The organism is Actinoallomurus liliacearum (genome assembly GCF_039542035.1).
In the GTDB taxonomy this organism is placed as follows: domain Bacteria; phylum Actinomycetota; class Actinomycetes; order Streptosporangiales; family Streptosporangiaceae; genus Actinoallomurus; species Actinoallomurus liliacearum.
In genome coordinates, this window is record NZ_BAABHJ010000026.1 from 50,132 (window position 1) to 64,968 (window position 14,837).

Annotated in this window: 17 protein-coding genes; 11 read left to right on the forward strand and 6 right to left on the reverse strand. The window is 73.6% G+C overall.

Annotated features, from left to right (window positions below; translation table 11 throughout):
* Positions 1-58 precede the first annotated feature (58 nt).
* From ABD978_RS30925 to ABD978_RS30945, 5 genes are all read left to right on the forward strand, one after another.
* A complete protein-coding gene (locus ABD978_RS30925) occupies positions 59-850 on the forward strand; it encodes a MerR family transcriptional regulator (RefSeq protein ID WP_345362666.1) in 792 nt (263 codons plus the stop codon).
* Positions 847-1,416, forward strand: coding sequence for a GyrI-like domain-containing protein (locus tag ABD978_RS30930; protein WP_345362669.1), 570 nt, complete (start codon positions 847-849; stop codon positions 1,414-1,416). Before ABD978_RS30925 ends, ABD978_RS30930 begins: the two co-directional genes overlap by 4 nt.
* Positions 1,417-1,425: 9 nt before the next feature.
* On the forward strand, positions 1,426-1,926 hold the full coding sequence (locus tag ABD978_RS30935) for a GNAT family N-acetyltransferase (protein ID WP_345362672.1): 501 nt from the start codon (positions 1,426-1,428) through the stop codon (positions 1,924-1,926).
* Between the two features lie 92 nt (positions 1,927-2,018).
* Complete coding sequence (locus ABD978_RS30940) at positions 2,019-2,990, forward strand: aldo/keto reductase (protein WP_345362675.1); 972 nt, start codon at positions 2,019-2,021, stop codon at positions 2,988-2,990.
* A gap of 11 nt (positions 2,991-3,001) precedes the next feature.
* Positions 3,002-3,604, forward strand: a complete 603-nt coding sequence (locus ABD978_RS30945) for a ScbR family autoregulator-binding transcription factor (RefSeq protein ID WP_345362678.1) — start codon at positions 3,002-3,004, stop codon at positions 3,602-3,604.
* A 41-nt stretch (positions 3,605-3,645) separates the two neighbouring features.
* Here ABD978_RS30945 and ABD978_RS30950 read toward each other — a convergent pair whose 3' ends face one another.
* A complete protein-coding gene (locus tag ABD978_RS30950) occupies positions 3,646-4,179 on the reverse strand; it encodes a hypothetical protein (RefSeq protein ID WP_345362681.1) in 534 nt (177 codons plus the stop codon).
* Between the two features lie 133 nt (positions 4,180-4,312).
* On the opposite strand from ABD978_RS30950, the gene ABD978_RS30955 reads away from it, so the two are divergent.
* Positions 4,313-5,380 carry an FAD-dependent oxidoreductase gene (locus tag ABD978_RS30955; protein ID WP_345362684.1) on the forward strand — a complete coding sequence of 356 codons (1,068 nt, stop codon included), beginning with the start codon at positions 4,313-4,315 and terminating at the stop codon, positions 5,378-5,380.
* A gap of 385 nt (positions 5,381-5,765) precedes the next feature.
* Here ABD978_RS30955 and ABD978_RS30960 read toward each other — a convergent pair whose 3' ends face one another.
* Positions 5,766-6,635, reverse strand: coding sequence for an SMP-30/gluconolactonase/LRE family protein (locus ABD978_RS30960; RefSeq protein ID WP_345362687.1), 870 nt, complete (start codon positions 6,633-6,635; stop codon positions 5,766-5,768).
* Between the two features lie 91 nt (positions 6,636-6,726).
* Here ABD978_RS30960 and ABD978_RS30965 point away from each other — a divergent pair, with 91 nt between their 5' ends.
* The 3 genes from ABD978_RS30965 (at position 6,727) to ABD978_RS30975 (ending at position 10,144) form a co-directional block, all read left to right on the forward strand.
* On the forward strand, positions 6,727-7,674 hold the full coding sequence (locus ABD978_RS30965; protein WP_345362690.1) for a cobalamin biosynthesis protein: 948 nt from the start codon (positions 6,727-6,729) through the stop codon (positions 7,672-7,674).
* 144 nt (positions 7,675-7,818) lie between these two features.
* The gene (locus tag ABD978_RS30970) at positions 7,819-9,321 is read left to right on the forward strand and encodes a cobyric acid synthase (RefSeq protein WP_345362969.1); all 1,503 of its coding nucleotides are present in this window, start codon (positions 7,819-7,821) and stop codon (positions 9,319-9,321) included.
* Positions 9,322-9,361: 40 nt separating this feature from the next.
* A complete protein-coding gene (locus ABD978_RS30975; RefSeq protein WP_345362693.1) occupies positions 9,362-10,144 on the forward strand; it encodes a class I SAM-dependent methyltransferase in 783 nt (260 codons plus the stop codon).
* 188 nt (positions 10,145-10,332) lie between these two features.
* Here the strand turns inward: ABD978_RS30975 and ABD978_RS30980 are convergent, their stop codons facing one another.
* Together ABD978_RS30980 and ABD978_RS30985 are read right to left on the reverse strand one after the other, a co-directional pair.
* Entirely contained in the window at positions 10,333-10,749 is a 417-nt protein-coding gene (locus ABD978_RS30980; protein ID WP_345362696.1) for a hypothetical protein, read from the reverse strand.
* Between the two features lie 159 nt (positions 10,750-10,908).
* Positions 10,909-11,916 carry a Gfo/Idh/MocA family oxidoreductase gene (locus ABD978_RS30985; RefSeq protein ID WP_345362699.1) on the reverse strand — a complete coding sequence of 336 codons (1,008 nt, stop codon included), beginning with the start codon at positions 11,914-11,916 and terminating at the stop codon, positions 10,909-10,911.
* Positions 11,917-12,019: 103 nt separating this feature from the next.
* On the opposite strand from ABD978_RS30985, the gene ABD978_RS30990 reads away from it, so the two are divergent.
* The gene (locus ABD978_RS30990) at positions 12,020-12,850 is read left to right on the forward strand and encodes an AMP-binding protein (protein WP_345362702.1); all 831 of its coding nucleotides are present in this window, start codon (positions 12,020-12,022) and stop codon (positions 12,848-12,850) included.
* Here ABD978_RS30990 and ABD978_RS30995 read toward each other — a convergent pair.
* Both ABD978_RS30995 and ABD978_RS31000 read right to left on the reverse strand, forming a co-directional pair.
* Positions 12,829-13,221 (reverse strand): VOC family protein, encoded by a 393-nt coding sequence (locus ABD978_RS30995; RefSeq protein WP_345362705.1) that lies wholly within the window; start codon positions 13,219-13,221, stop codon positions 12,829-12,831. The genes ABD978_RS30990 and ABD978_RS30995 overlap by 22 nt on opposite strands.
* Before the next feature lie 4 nt (positions 13,222-13,225).
* Complete coding sequence (locus ABD978_RS31000) at positions 13,226-14,071, reverse strand: helix-turn-helix domain-containing protein (protein WP_345362708.1); 846 nt, start codon at positions 14,069-14,071, stop codon at positions 13,226-13,228.
* A 137-nt stretch (positions 14,072-14,208) separates the two neighbouring features.
* Between ABD978_RS31000 and ABD978_RS31005 the strand changes: the two genes are divergently transcribed.
* A complete protein-coding gene (locus tag ABD978_RS31005; protein WP_345362711.1) occupies positions 14,209-14,814 on the forward strand; it encodes a type IV toxin-antitoxin system AbiEi family antitoxin domain-containing protein in 606 nt (201 codons plus the stop codon).
* Positions 14,815-14,837 lie beyond the last annotated feature (23 nt).

The window sequence follows — 14,837 nt, forward strand, 5'->3', positions numbered from 1 at the left end:
ATTACGGGTAAAAGACCTGAATCGCCTCCGGCTGGACTCTCCCACTGTGGGAGAGCCCATGCTGATGCGGGTGAACGAGGGATACCTTCCGATCGGGCGGTTCGCCCGGCTGTGCCGGCTGAGCGTCAAGCAACTGCGGAACTACGACGACCTGGGACTGCTGGTCCCGGCCCACGTCGACCCGGACACCGGATACCGGTACTACCGGCCGGACCAGTCCCGGGACGCCCTCGTCATCGGCCTGCTGCGCTCCCTCGATGTGCCGCTCCCGGCGATCGGCCGGGTGCTGACCGCCGGGACCGGCGCGCTGGGCGGCGTACGGGACGCGATGGAGGCCGACCTGGCGCGCCGGCGGCGCAACCTCGCGGCGCTGGAGCGCATCCTCGCCGACGGGCTGCCCCGCCCCGACGTGAGCCTGGTCCGCGAACCGGCCCGCCGCGTCGCGGCCGTCCGCGACGTCGCGCCGCCGGACGGGATCGGCGCCGTGACGTCGGCGTGCGTCGCCCGCCTCATGGACGCGTGCGCGGCGGCCGGGGTCGTCCGGGCGCCGATCGGGCTGTTCCCGCTGGACCTGACCTCGGAGGTCCTGGTCACGGTCGGCGTCGAGACGGACACGGCCGTGCCGGGCACCGCGCCGGACGTCCTGCGCGGCGGGCTGTTCGCGTCCGCGACCCACGTCGGGCCGTACGACCAGATCGGTCTGACCGCGCACGCGCTGCTGGCCTGGGCGGGCGACCGGGGGCACACCCCCGCCGGGCCGCTGCGCGAGGTCTACGTCTCCGATCCCGCGAGCACGCCGCCCGAGCGGCTCGTGACCCACCTGATGATCGAAGTGAAGGAGTCCGAATGAAGAACCTCTACTCCGCCGCCGACGAGCCCGAGCTCGTCGAGTTCGGCCCGGCCCGTGGCCTGGGCGTCGTCGGCCAGGGCGAGCCCGGCGGCGCCGCGTACGGCACGTGCGTCGGAGCGCTGTACGCCGTCGCGGGCGGCCTGTGCGGCGTGGCCGCCCGGAACGGGCGGGCGTTCGACCTGCCGCCGCTCGAGGGCCGGTGGTGGGTCGAGGACGAGCGGTCGCCGTTCGACGTGCCACGGGAGGAGTGGCACTGGCAGATGTTCCTCCGGCTGCCCGACACGGTGGAGGACGCCTGGTACGACGAGGCGCGCGAGGCCGCGCCGCACCCGGCCGCCGCGCGGGTGCAACTCGTCACCTACACCGAGGGACGCTGCGTCCAGGTGCTGCACCGGGGGCCGTACGCCGACGAGCCGCGCACCCTCGCGCGGATGGACGCCTCCATGAGGGAGACGGGGATGGTGCCGAACGGCCTGCACCACGAGGTGTACCTGTCCGACCTCCAGGAGACCGACCCGGCGAAGATGCGCACGATCCTGCGGATGCCGGTCCGTCCGGCGGTCTAGTCTCGCCGTGTGACGCAGACTCCGGCCGAGCCCCGGCGATACCGACTCGACGCGACGCTGTCCGGGTCGCCGGCGCTGGTGGACGGGTCCTTCCGCACGCCGACGCGGGAGGACCTGCCGCTCCTCGGCGCCCTCATGTGGGACGCCTACCGCGGCACCCCGGACGAGCGGGACGCCGGCGACGGTGTCGCGTCGGCCGTGGCGGAGATCCGGCTGACCTTCGACGGAGAGTACGGCCCGTTCCTGCCGGAGGCGTCGTTCGTCGCCGAGGAGGACGGCCGTCCCGTCGCGGCCGCGCTGGTGACGGTGTGGCGGGGGACACCGCTGCTGGCGTTCGTGTTCACCGCCTCGTCGCACACCGGCCGCGGCCTGGCCCGCCGGCTCATCCACGCGACGATGGGGGCGCTGGCGGAGCTCGGGTACGACCGGCTCTCGCTCGCCGTGACCGAGGACAACGCCCGCGCCCGCGCCCTCTACGAGTCGATGGGATTCGTCAAGGTCCCCGCCTGAGGTCCGGCACGCGACCAGGACCTCGGTTGCGGGGACGCTCAGGGGCTGATAAAAAACCGACTGTACGGTCTTTTTTTGAGAGGAACGGTGCGATGTCACTGCGGGTGCTCGGTCATGGGCTGTCGAGTTCGGCGATGGGCCTGGGCTGCATGGGGATGAGCGACTACTACGACGGCCGCGACGACGAGGCGGAGTCCGTCGCCACGATCCGCCACGCCCTCGACCTGGGCGTCATCCACCTGGACACCTCCGACGCCTACGGGCCCTTCACCAACGAGGAGCTCGTCGGCCGGGCGATCGCCGGACGGCGGGACGAGGTACTGCTGGCGACCAAGTTCGGCATCGAGCGCGCGCCGGACGGGAGCAACCGGTTCAACGGGCGGCCCGAGCACGTGCGCGCGGCCTGCGAGGCCTCGCTGAAACGCCTCGGCGTCGACCACATCGACCTCTACTACCAGCACCGCGTCGACCCGGGGGTGCCGGTCGAGGAGACGTGGGGGGCGATGGCCGAGCTGGTGGCGGTCGGCAAGGTGCGCCATCTCGGCATCTCCGAGGCGACCCCGGAGACCCTCCGCCGCGCCGCGGCGGTGGCCCCGATCACGGCGGGCCAGTACGAGTACTCACTGTTCACCCGCGACATCGAGCAGGACATCCTGCCGACGCTGCGGGAGCTGGGCGCCGGGCTCGTCGTCTACAGTCCCCTCGGCCGCGGCATGCTCACCGGCACGGTCGGCGGGGGCTTCTCGGCCGACGACTTCCGGTCCCGCAACCCGCGCTTCCAGGGCGACAACCTCACCGCCAACCTCGCGCTGGTCGACCGTGTGCGCGCCGTCGCCACCGGCAAGGGCGTCACTCCCGCCCAGCTCGCGCTGGCCTGGGTGCTGGCCCAGGGTGAGGACGTCGTGCCGATCCCCGGCACCCGGCGGCGCGCCCGGCTGGAGGAGAACGCCGCGGCCCGCGAGATCACGCTCACGCCGGAGGACCTGGCCGCGATCGAGGAGGCCGTGCCGGTCGGCGCGGCCGCCGGCGACCGCTACCCTTCCGGCTACGCGGTGCGCAACTGAACGGACGGCACGTGAGCCCCTCCCCAGAACTCAAGCAGGACCGTGCCCGCAGGACCCGGCAGGCGCTCCTGCGGGCGGCGTCCGAGGCGTTCGCCGAGAACGGCTACCGGGCGACGTCGATGACCGAGATCGCGGCGCGCGCGAAGGTCGCCAAGGGGGCGCTGACCTTCCACTTCCCGGCCAAGGGCGAGATCGCGGCGGCCATCGTGGCGGACTTCTACGACCGCTGGCCGGCGCTCATCGACCGGTTGCGCGGCGAGTCCGACGGCCCCCTCGACACCATCTGGGCGGTGCTGTCCGCCCTGGCGGAGGAGTTCGAGCACGATCCGCTGGTGCGGGGCGCCGTGCGCCTGCAGGCGGAGCGCAACGTCATCGACGTCGAGCTGCCCGCCCCGTACACCGGCTGGATCAACGCCTTCACCGAGCTGTACGCCGACGCGCGGGCGGCCGGGGAACTGCGCCCGGGGTTGGTTCCGGAGGAGCTGGCCCGGATCACGGCGGCGGCGTTCTTCGGCGTCCAGCACGTCTCCGATGCCCGGACGGACCGTGTCGACCTGGCGGAACGGACCGACGAACTCGTGCGGTTGCTGACCCTCGCCGTCCAGGCCGGCTGAACGTCCGGTCGAGGGCCGGACGTTCAGCCGGCCCTCGACGGTCAGTCGCGGGCCCGGTACACCGCGCCGGCGAACGGCAGCGCGCCGCCGGTCTCCCGCTCGTCGGGCGGCGTGAGCCCGGCGGCTGCGGCCCACGCGTCGACCAGGCCGGCCGGCCAGGACGCCCGCTCGCCGGGGAGGACGACGACCACGCCGCCGGGTGCCATCGCCCGGCCGAGTTCGCGGACGGTGTGCCGCGGGAACGCGAAGGTCTTCGGATCGAGGCGGCAGGCCACCACGGGGAGGCTCGCGGCGGAGAAGGGCAGGTCGATGTCGATCTCACCGACGCCGACCGGCGGGACGCTCCCGCCCGCGCGGCGCGCGGCCCGCCGCAGGGCGCGGGCGTCGCGTCGGCGCGGCACGGACACCTCGACCGGCACCCCGTCGGCGATCAGCCGGGCGGCCAGGTCGTGCAGGCCGGGCCCGACGAGCCGTACCGGCGCGGTGCGCCGCGCGGCCGCCCCGGCGAGGAGCGTGCCGAGGGTCGCGTCGTCGAGCGGGGCGTGGCCGCAGGCGGCGGAGGTCGGCGTGCTCATCGGGGCGCCATTCGGCCGGTGCCCGCGACTGCGGACGCGGTGGGGCGGGGCTGGGTCACCGAAGTCCTCCCACGGTTTATCTGTATTCTGCAGTTATCGTAACCTACCCCTCTAACCAGGCATTATTCAGGGCATGAACGACATCGACGTAGCGATCGTGGGGCTCGGACTGGCGGGCTCCGCCACCGCCTGGGCGCTGAGCCGGCGGGGCCGGAGCGTGGCCGCCTTCGAGGCGTACGGGCCGGGCCACCGGCGCGGCAGCTCACACGGTCGCGCCCGGATCTTCCGCCGCGCCTACCTGGACCCGCTGTACGTCGAGCTGACCGGCCGGGCCGGGCGGCTCTGGGACGAGCTGAGCGACGAGGCGGGGGAACCTCTCCTGACCCGCACCGGCGGCGTCGACCACGGCCCCGGCCGGGAGCCGTCACACATGGCCGACCTGCTCCAGGGGCACGGCGTCGCCGCCGAGCTGCTCGATCCCGCCGAGGCCGCCGGCCGCTGGCCCGGCATCCGCTTCACCGGCCCCGTCGTCTTCGACCCGGAGGGCGGGGTCCTCGACCCGGAGGCGTCGATGGCCGCCATGGTCCGGCTCGCCGCCGAGGCCGGCGCGCACCTCGCGTACGACACCCCGATCCGGGCCCTGGAGCCGGACTCCACCGGCGTCCTCCTCCACACCGACCAGGCCACCTGGCACGCCCGTATGGTCGTGGTCGCGGCGGGCGGCTGGACCGGTCCGCTGCTCGACGGCCTGGTCCCGCTCCCGCCGCTGACCGTGACCCAGCAGCAGGTCTTCTTCTTCGAGGCGAAGGACCCCGGCCCCTGGCCGACCATCGTGCACGGCGAGACGTCGCTCGACGTGTACGCGCTGCCGGAGGGCCCGTACGTCAAGTTCGGCGAGCACGTGGGCGGCGCGGTGACGACCGCGGACCGCCGGGACTTCGTCGTGGACCCGGCCGCCCGCGACCGCGCGATCGAGTACGCCCGGACGTGGCTGCCGGGCGTGGACCCGGAGCCGCGCTCGGAGCTGACCTGTCTCTACACGTCGACGCCCGACGAGGACTTCGTGCTGGACCGGAGAGGGCCGTTCGTGGTCTGCTCCGCCTGCTCCGGGCACGGCGCGAAGTTCACCCCGCTGATCGGCGAACTCGCCGCCGACCTCGTCGACGGCCACCCGCCGATCCCCAGGTTCGCCCTACGGTGAGGTGCCGAATGACGGAGACCGACGCCCCCTGCACGCACCGTACGTGCGGGGTGGGCGACCATGACCGGGCAAGGTTGATCACTGGCATCCGCTGCTCTCTAACGGCAGCGAACACCAGCGAAAGCGCTCAGGACCTCCCGACGGTGCGCCTTCCCCGAGACTTCCGCCGGCCCATCCGCGCCTTGAGGCCATCGGCCGGATCGATCAGCCACGTTGACGTCGGCATGGACCCACCAAGACCGCCGAACCGGTCATCGGACCGGCAACGACGACGACAACGTGACCACCACGGCGTCGAAGTCCCGCAGGGAGTCGCCCGAGGGTTGATCACTGGTGTTCGCTGCGTTCTGACGGCGGCGGACGCCAGTGGAAGCGCTCGGGAACCTCAGCGGGCGCCCGTGAACGGCGTCGCTACGGGGCCCCGGACGCCTGGGGTGACGTGGAAGATGCGGCCGGCGTCCGGCTCGGCCTCCCGCTGCTCCGGAGACAGGCCCTGCTGCGACGTCGTGATGAACAACGTCGAACGGTCGGTGCCGCCGAAGCCGCAGCTCGAGACGTTCGTCACCGGCAGACGCACCGTGGCGACCAACTCCCCGGACGGGGCGTAGCGGTGCACCGCGCCGCCGCCCCACAGCGCCACCCACAGGAAGCCCTCGTCGTCCACGGTCATGCCATCGGGGTGACCGCCCTCGACCTCGGTGAACGGCCGCCGGTTCGTCACCGCGCCGGTCTCCAGGTCGTAGTCGAAGGCGTCCACTCGATCCGTCGGGGTGTCGATGTAGTACATGGTGCGGTGGTCGGGGCTCCAGCCGAGCCCGTTGGAGATCGTGACCCCTTCGAGCACCGTGCGGACCGAGCCGTCGAAGACGAACAGCGAGCCCGCGCCGGGCGTCTCGTCGAACGCCATCGTGCCGGCCCAGAACCGCCCCGCCGGATCGCACTTGCCGTCGTTCATCCGGATGGTGGCGGCATCGGCCAGGTCACCGGTCAGCGCCGTCGCCTTGCCGTCCTCGTCCAGCTCCATGAAGCAGGTGCCCGCGGCGATGATCCACCCGCCCACCACCCGCGGCACGGCGGCGCCGATGGGCCGGTCGACCTGCAGCGAACGCGGGTCGGTCAGCGTCTTGCCGTCGTAGCCGGCCAGCCACAGTCGCCCGGCCATGATGTCCACCCAGCCGAGCCGGTCGCCGTACCAGAACGGCCCCTCGGCGTGCTCCACCTTGACCGGCGAACAGGGTTCCGCGGTGCGTTCCATGCCTCGGCTCCAACCGTGATGCGTGATCAGCGTCATCCTTCCACTACCCGCTCCGGAGCCGGAGACCGTCCGGGGCCTATCGTCTTCGTTCGTGACGGTAGAGAAGGGGCTGTGGGCGGGGCTGGTGCTGGACGCGCTGGTCGGGGATCCGCGGCGGGGGCATCCGGTGGCGGGGTTCGGGCGGGCCGCGAGCATGCTGGAGGGACGCCTGTACCGGGACTCGGTGGCGCGGGGGGCCGTGTTCACGGCCGCCTGTGTGCTCGGGGCGGCCGGTGCCGGTGTCGTCGTGGACGCGGTCGGGCGGCGCACGGCGGCGTCCGTGGTGCTCACCGGCGCAGCGACGTGGGCGGTGCTCGGCGGGACGTCGCTCGGGCGTGAAGGCCTGGCGATGGCGGCCGCGCTGGAGGCCGGGGACGTCGAGGCGGCGCGGCGGCGGCTGCCGCACCTGTGCGGGCGGGATCCGAGTGAACTCGACGCCAAGGAACTCGCACGGGCCACGGTCGAGTCGATCGCCGAGAACACCTCCGACGCGGCCGTCGCACCGCTGTTCTGGGGCGCGGTCCTCGGCGTGCCGGGGCTGCTCGCGTACCGGGCGGTCAACACGCTGGACGCGATGGTCGGGCACCGCAGCCCCCGCTACCTCAGGTTCGGGCGGGTCGCCGCGCGGCTGGACGACGCGGCGAACTGGACGCCCGCCCGGTTGACCGGGCTGCTCACTGTCGCCTGCGCCCCGCTCGTCGGCGGCTCGCCGCGCGCCTCGTACGCGATCCTCCGCCGTGACGGCGCGGCCCATCCGAGCCCGAACGCCGGGCGGTGCGAGGCGGCGTTCGCCGGGGCGCTCGGCGTCCGGCTCGGCGGCGTCAACGTGTACGGGAACCGCGTGGAACACCGGCCCGAGCTCGGCGACGGCCGCGCCGCCGAGCCCGCGGACATCCGGCGCGCCGTCCGCCTGTCCCGTGCGGTCACGGTGGCCTCGGCCGCCGTCACGATCGGTGCCCGCGCCGCCGTCAGGGCCTGGTCGCGGAGCCGGCGCCGCTGAATGAGGCGAGCCGCGTGGCGTGCCCCGGCAGGTGCTCCTCCGCACGCATCCGGACAGCGTCCTCGTGGGGCCTCGGCGCCTCCTGACCGATCGCGACCGGCGGCGCGGCTGCTAGCTTCGGCGTCCGTGGACACGCGGAACGGGATGTTGCTGGTCGCCGGTACGACCTCGGATGCGGGCAAGAGCATCCTCACGGCGGGGATCTGCCGGTGGCTCGCCCGCCAGGGCGTCAAGGTCGCGCCGTTCAAGGCGCAGAACATGTCGCTGAACTCCATGGTCACCGCCGACGGCGCGGAGATCGGGCGGGCGCAGGCCATGCAGGCCGCCGCCGCGCGGATCGAGCCGACCGCGCACATGAACCCGGTCCTCCTCAAACCCGGCAGCGACCGGCGCAGCCAGGTGGTCGTGCTCGGCCATCCGGTCGCCGAGGTCGACGCGATGGGGTACGCCGCGCACAAGGAGCGGCTGCGCCGGGTGGTCCTCGGCAGCCTCGCCGAGCTGCGCGCCCAGTACGACGTCGTCATCTGCGAGGGCGCGGGCAGCCCCGCCGAGATCAACCTGCGCGCCGGCGACCTGGCGAACATGGGCCTGGCGCGCGCCGCCGGTTCCCCGGACGGGCCCGGCATGCCGGTGGTCGTGGTCGGCGACATCGACCGGGGCGGGGTGTTCGCCGCGCTGTACGGGACGGTCGGCCTGCTGGAGCCCGCGGACCAGCGCCTCATCGCCGGGTTCGTCATCAACAAGTTCCGTGGCGCGCCGGAGCTGCTGGCCCCCGGCCTGGCGCAGATCACCGCGCTGACCGGCCGGCCGGTGTACGGCGTGCTGCCCTGGCTCGGCGGCCTCTGGCTGGACGTCGAGGACTCCCTCGCCCTGGACGCGCGCCCCGAGACGCGCCCGGCGGTCGCGGGGGAGACGTTGCGGGTCGCGGTCGCCCGGCTGCCCCGGATCTCGAACTTCACCGACCTCGACGCCCTGGCCGCCGAGCCCGGCGTCAGCGTGCGGTTCGCGACCACGCCCGGCGAGCTGGCCGACGCCGACCTGGTCGTACTCCCCGGCTCCCGGGCCACCGTCTCCGACCTGGCCTGGCTGCACGAACGCGGACTGGCCGCCGAGGTCGTACGCCGGGCGCGGGCGGGCCGGCCGGTGCTCGGAATCTGCGGCGGCTACCAGATGCTGGCCCGCGAGATCCTCGACGACATCGAGTCGATGGCCGGGCCCGTGCCCGGCCTCGGGCTGCTGCCGGTCCGCGTCGAGTTCGGGCCCGAGAAGATCCTCGGCCGGCCCGGCGGCACGGCGTACGGCGAGCCGGTGCGCGCGTACGAGATCCACCACGGCGTGGCGGCGGTGGAGGGCGGGGAGCCGTTCCTCGACGGGTGCCGCGACGGGGCGGTCTGGGGCACGACCTGGCACGGCGCGCTGGAGAACGACGGCTTCCGCCGCGCGTTCCTCCGCGAGGTCGCGCAGGTGGCGGGACGCGACTTCACCCCGGCGCCGGACACCGACTTCGCCGCGCTGCGGGAGGCCCAGCTCGACGCCCTCGGCGACCTGGTCGAACAGCACCTCGACACCGACGCCCTGTGGCGCCTCATCGAGACCGGCGCGCCACCGGGCCTCCCCGTCGTCCCGCCGGCCGGGGCGACCCCATGAGCGCGGCGTCTCTGGTCACTCCTCCGACGAAGGAGGGCGTATGAGTGCTTTTGCTCCAGGCGAGGACCGCTGGCGGGCGCGGCTCGGGACGCTGCGGCAGGTCGTTCGCCAGGAGCTCGTGACCCGGCAGCTCGCCCACCACCTGCCGGACGCCGAGCCGGGCGACGTCCTGGACATCGGATGTGGCCAGGGCACGCAGGTCCTGGCGCTGGCCCGCCGAGGTCACCGGGTGACGGGACTGGACGCCTCGCCCGCGCTGCTCGGGGATCTGCGGACCGCGCTGGCGGCCGAGCCGCCGGAGGTACGGAAGCGGGTCCGCCTCGTCGCGGGGGACGCCCGGGAGGCGGCGGCGCTGACGGCACCGTCCCGGTTCGACCTCGTGCTGTGCCACGGCGTCCTCATGTACTTCGCCGACCCCGGTCCGGTCCTCGACGCCGTGGCCCAGGTCACCGCGCCGGGCGGGCTCGTGTCCCTCCTCGTGCGGAACGGCGACGCCCTCGCCATGCGGCCGGGACTGCGGGGCGACTGGGCGGCCACCGCGGACGCCTTCGACGGCACCGCCTACCGCAACCGGCTCGGCGTCGACGCCCGAGCCGACCGGCTCGCCGACCTGACAGCGGCGCTGGACGAGCGCCGCATGACCCGGCTCGCCTGGTACGGCGTCCGGGTCTTCACCGACACCGCCGCCGACGACGCGCCCGTTCCCGCGCCCGAGCACCTGGACGCGCTCCTGTCCTGCGAGGAACGCGCCGGGCGTACCCACCCGTACCGGGCCGTGGCCGCCCTCCTCCACGTCATCGCCCGGCGGCACCCGGAACGATGACCGCTCGGCCGGGATAGCGGCGGAACAGAAGAATGTCCCGGCGGTGGGAGAGGCTGCGGCATTGAGCCGATCCCCACCCGACCCGCCGGGACATCACATGGCGTCAGGTGTCACCTGACGAGCGCCTGCTGCTCGCGCAGGCGCTCGGTGGCGGTTCCGCGACTCAGCGCGCGGTGCCCGCCGGTGCCTCAGCGGTGCCGCCCGCTCCGGACCGACGGCGCCTTGCGGACCGACGGCGCCTTGCGGACCGACGGCGCCTTGTGGAGCGACGGCGCCTTGTGGACCGGCACCTTGCGGACCGGCGGCGTGGTGTGGACCGACGGCGCCTTGTGGAGCGACGGCGCCTTGTGGACCGGCACCTTGCGGACCGGCGGCGTGGTGTGGACCGACGGCGCCTTGTGGAGCGACGGCGTCCTGTGGGCAGCCGGAGTGGTGTAGCACGGCGTGCTGGTGGCCGGCGTACTCGTGGGCGCCGTGCGACGCGGCGTGGGCGTCGTGCAGTAGTCCACGTGGTCGGCGTTACCGCCGGCGCACCCGGACAGGCCCAGCACGGCCACGGCCACGGCGGCGGGCAGGAGGGCCCACCGCATCTTTTCGCTTTGCATTTTCGTTGTACCTCCATGGCGAAGGATCGCTTTAGCCTTCGTCCTCGTACTGTCCGTGCGCCGGGAGAACGGCCACACGGCTCGTGAATTCCTCGACCGTCGCGTGACTCGCCGGACGCGCTCCCGGGCGGGGCCGTTCCGCGGCGCCGTCCGGAGGCGTCAGCCGGTCTGGCGGGTCGCGGTCTCGATGACCTCCAGGCCGGCCACGGCGTCCTCGAGGGCGACCGGGGGCGGGCCCTCGCCGCGGACCGCCGCCGCGACGGCCGGGTAGAAGTCCTGGTAGCGGCCCGGGTCGGTCGGTTCCGGGCGGGTGTCGCCGGGGGTGCCGACTTGCCCGTACGCCTCGGGCGGCGTCACGCCGTACGCCGGGTTCTCCGGCGTGCGGCCGGCGCGGAGCTGGTCCTCCTGGACGTCCAGGCCGTGGGTGACGTACGCGGCGCGGTCCCCCAGCACGCGGAAGCGCGGGCCGAGGTCCGCGCTGATCGCGCCCATCCACAGGTGGGACCGGACGCCGTTCGCGTGGGTCAGGGCGACGAACGCGTCGTCGACCGACTCGGCGCCGGGCCGCCGTACGTCCAGCTCGGCGTGGACGGCCACGGGCGGGCCGAAGAGCGTGATCGCCTGGTCGATGAGGTGCGCGCCGAGGTCGTACAGGACGCCGCCGGCGGCGGCCGGGTCGGCCGTCTCCTTCCAGCCCGGCTTGATCTGCGGGCGCCAGCGCGTGAACCGGGACTCGAACCGCAGCACCCGCCCGAGCGTTCCTTCGCCGATGAGCCGGGCGGCGGTCCGGAAGTCGCCGTCCCAGCGGCGGTTGTGGAACGGCACGACCAGCGGGCCCCCGGCCAGCGACCGGGCCTCGGCGGCGGTCACCGCGATCGGCTTGTCGACGACGACGGGGAGGCCCGCGTCGAGCGCCGCGCGGGCGAGCGGCGCGTGCGTGCGGTTCGGCGTCGTCACGACGACCAGGTCGTACCCACCGGACCAGACGTCGTCGGGTGCGTCGAGCAGCTCCGCGCCGGCGTACCGGTCACGTACGGCGGCCCGCCGCGTCGGGTCCCGGGTCACGACGGCGGCCAGCTCCAGGCCGGGAGCGGCGGAGATGAGCGGGGCGTGAAAGACCGCGCCTCCGGTCCCATACCCGATCAGAGCGACGCGCAGGTTGTCCACAGATGGCCTCCTTAATGGCCATTTGATCACGCTGCGGGTCTGTCCCGGCACGAGGGATCGGCCTAATCTCCCATGGGGGCCATCGATCGGTGAAGGAGCACGCATGCCCGACCCGTCGCCAGATGCGAATCTGGCCGAGTCGCTGAGCGAGTGGACGCGGGCGTTCGGCTGGCGTGACCGGGCGGCGTTCCTGTGCGGTGAGGACGTCTTCACGCAGGGCGAGGTCCACCGGGGGGCGGGGCGTGCGGCCGGGTTCCTGTGGGCGCACGGGGTACGGCCGGGCGACCGGGTGGTGATCGGGCTGCCGGCGTCGATCGAGTTCGTGTGGGCGTTCCTCGGCGCCGTACGGATCGGGGCGATCGCGCTGATCGCTGACCCGGAGGCGTCCATGCTCCCGCCGGGCGAGGTCGCGGTGTGCGAGCCCGGACGGCACGAGAAGGTCATCACCCCCGGTGAGCTCGCCACCGGCATGGCGCGGGCGACCGTGCCGCCGGCGTACCCGGTGCATTCGGGCACGCCGGCGTTCGCGCAGTACGGCGAGGTGTACGCGCACGGCGATCCGGAGGCGTCCTTCCTGGCGATGGAACCGTTCGGGCTGCGGGAGAACGACGTGCTGTTCTCCGTTCCCAAGACCTACGACCCGGCGGGGCTGCGCAACACCGTCTTCCTACCGCTGTACTCCGGAGCCAGCGCCGTGCTGGACTCCGGCCGGCGGTCGATCGCCGCGGTCGCCGAGCGGGTGCGCCGGCACCGGGCGAGCGTGCTGCTCTCGACGTCCGCGTTCTTGACGAGGCTGGCGGCCGAGGCGCCTCGCGAGCCGTTCTGGCCGCTGCGCATCGCCGTGTCGCAGGGCGCCCCGCCGCCGGTGCGCGCCGAGGAAAGGCTCGGCTGCCCGGTCCTGGCCCCGGCGGTTCAGGACCCGGCGCCGGCGTAGGTGCCGAAGCTCCAGAACACACCCTCGGGGTCCCGTACGGTGAAGTCGCGGGAGCCGTGGTCCTGGTCGGTGAGGCCCTGGACGACGGTCGCGCCCGCCGCCACCGCCCGCTCGTACAGCGCGTCGGGCGCGTCGGTGACGAGGTACACCGCTCCCGTGCCCGGGGGCAGGCCGGCGATCGGGCTGTCGGTACGGTCGGCGCCGCCCAGCATGACGCCGCCGCCTCCGGGGGCGCGCAGCTCGGCGTGGGCGACGCGGCCGTCGTCCTCGTAGACCGCGGCCTCCTCGAGCCCGAAGGCGTCGACGAGGAACCGGATGGCGGCGTGGGCGTCCTTGTAGCGGAGTGCGGGCCAGACTCGTGTTTCGCTCATGGCCTCATCGTCGCCCGGCGGTGTCGTCACCGTCTTGGACGAATGGGAGCTCCTCGCCGGTCAGCCACGCGGACGGGGGACACCCGGCGAGCTCGTTCCACTCGCGGGCGAGATGCGCCTGGTCGTAGTAGCCGCACGCCGCCGCGGCGGCCGCCAGTGACGGTCGGCCGGGCTCCTTGAGGAGCCGCTTGGACCGCTCGAACCGCATGACGCGGGCCGCCTCTTTCGGCCGCAGGCCGTACTCCGCCGCGAACCGCTCGCCCAGGTGCCGCCGGCTCCACCCGACCTCGCGCGCGAGGTCGCCGATCCGCACGGCGCCGTCCGCGTCGGCGAGCCGCCGCCAGGCGTACCCGACCTCGGGCGCCGGGGCCGTCAGTCGGCCGACGCCCCGCGACAGCACGTCGTCGACCGCGGCGAAGCGCGCCGGCCAGGTCGGAGCCTCGGCCAGCCGTTCGACGAGCTCCCGGGCGCGGGTGCCGATCAGGTCGTCGAGGGACAGGACCGCCGCGCCGAGCTCTGCGGCGGGCAGCCCGAACAGCGAACGGGCCCCCTCCGGGGTGAGGTCGAGCTGCACGCCCGCGAGGTCGCCGTCGTGCGAGATCCGCACCGGCCGGGTGTGCAGCCCTCCGGCGAGGGCGGTGAAGGCGGTCGACGGCCGGCCGGACGGGCCGCTCGTACGGGTCGGGGCGCCCAGGCTGAGGACCACGGTCAGGTGGCGGGACGGCAGCCCCAGATGCGTACCGGCCGGAAAGCCCTCGTACCGGTACCCGACACACCGCGCCACCGCCGCCGCCAGCCGCGCCGGCGGCCGAACCCGAACGCTCTGACTGACCCGCCCAGCCCCGCCCATGCACCTCACGCTATCCCGCCTCCGGCGTTCAGCGCCCCGACGTCGGTGCCGGGGACTGCTCGCCATCGGCGGAGCGGGAGACGACGCGTTGTATCAAACCATTACCAGGTCGGCCAGAGGTGGTAATACTTTGATACATGGCCGACACCTCGTCCGCATCACTCGCCCGCCTGGAGCGCCTGCCCGCGACCTTCCTGGCACGCATGGCACGAGAAATCGGTATGGCGCCACACGATCTGTATCGACTGCGCGACGAAGGCGCGATTCAGGAGCTGAGCAGAGGGGTCTTCCGGAAGGCCGCGGCGCCTGAGGGGCAGGTCGACCTGCTCGCGGTGGCTCTGCGAGCTCCATTGGCCGTTGTCTGCCTGGATTCGGCATTGGCACTGCACGGTCTAGTTGATGAAATCCCCGCAAAGCTGCATATAGCGGTGCCTAGGGGGACTACGCCGCCCAGGGTGGATTACCCGCCGGTGCAGGTTCACCGATTTCACGCTGACACATTCGAGATCGGCGTTGAAATGTATGAGGCGGCCCCATCTGAGTGGGTCCGCATATATAGTGCCGCCAGGAGTGTCGTGGACGCCATGCGCCTTCGGCACCTCGTTGGGGACGTATTCGCGTTGCGCGCACTTCGAACCTCTTTGGAGAACGGTGCCGCACGTCCCGGCGAATTGGTGGATCTTGCCCGGACCCTCGGAGTCGGGGGAGCCGTGCTCCAGGCGATAGAGGTGATGCTCTCCTGATGGCTCCTAACCCGCGACGGGAC

Coding starts and splice junctions, on each gene's coding strand:
- ABD978_RS30930 (WP_345362669.1), top strand. CDS start 847: ATGAAGAACCTCTACTCCGCCGCCGACGAGCCCGAGCTCGTCGAGTTC.
- ABD978_RS30995 (WP_345362705.1), bottom strand. CDS start 13,221: ATGAGCGAAACACGAGTCTGGCCCGCACTCCGCTACAAGGACGCCCAC.
- ABD978_RS30990 (WP_345362702.1), top strand. CDS start 12,020: ATGCCCGACCCGTCGCCAGATGCGAATCTGGCCGAGTCGCTGAGCGAG.
- ABD978_RS31005 (WP_345362711.1), top strand. CDS start 14,209: ATGGCCGACACCTCGTCCGCATCACTCGCCCGCCTGGAGCGCCTGCCC.
- ABD978_RS30980 (WP_345362696.1), bottom strand. CDS start 10,749: ATGCAAAGCGAAAAGATGCGGTGGGCCCTCCTGCCCGCCGCCGTGGCC.
- ABD978_RS30925 (WP_345362666.1), top strand. CDS start 59: ATGCTGATGCGGGTGAACGAGGGATACCTTCCGATCGGGCGGTTCGCC.
- ABD978_RS30955 (WP_345362684.1), top strand. CDS start 4,313: ATGAACGACATCGACGTAGCGATCGTGGGGCTCGGACTGGCGGGCTCC.
- ABD978_RS30970 (WP_345362969.1), top strand. CDS start 7,819: ATGTTGCTGGTCGCCGGTACGACCTCGGATGCGGGCAAGAGCATCCTC.
- ABD978_RS30975 (WP_345362693.1), top strand. CDS start 9,362: ATGAGTGCTTTTGCTCCAGGCGAGGACCGCTGGCGGGCGCGGCTCGGG.
- ABD978_RS31000 (WP_345362708.1), bottom strand. CDS start 14,071: ATGGGCGGGGCTGGGCGGGTCAGTCAGAGCGTTCGGGTTCGGCCGCCG.
- ABD978_RS30940 (WP_345362675.1), top strand. CDS start 2,019: ATGTCACTGCGGGTGCTCGGTCATGGGCTGTCGAGTTCGGCGATGGGC.
- ABD978_RS30960 (WP_345362687.1), bottom strand. CDS start 6,635: ATGGAACGCACCGCGGAACCCTGTTCGCCGGTCAAGGTGGAGCACGCC.
- ABD978_RS30950 (WP_345362681.1), bottom strand. CDS start 4,179: ATGAGCACGCCGACCTCCGCCGCCTGCGGCCACGCCCCGCTCGACGAC.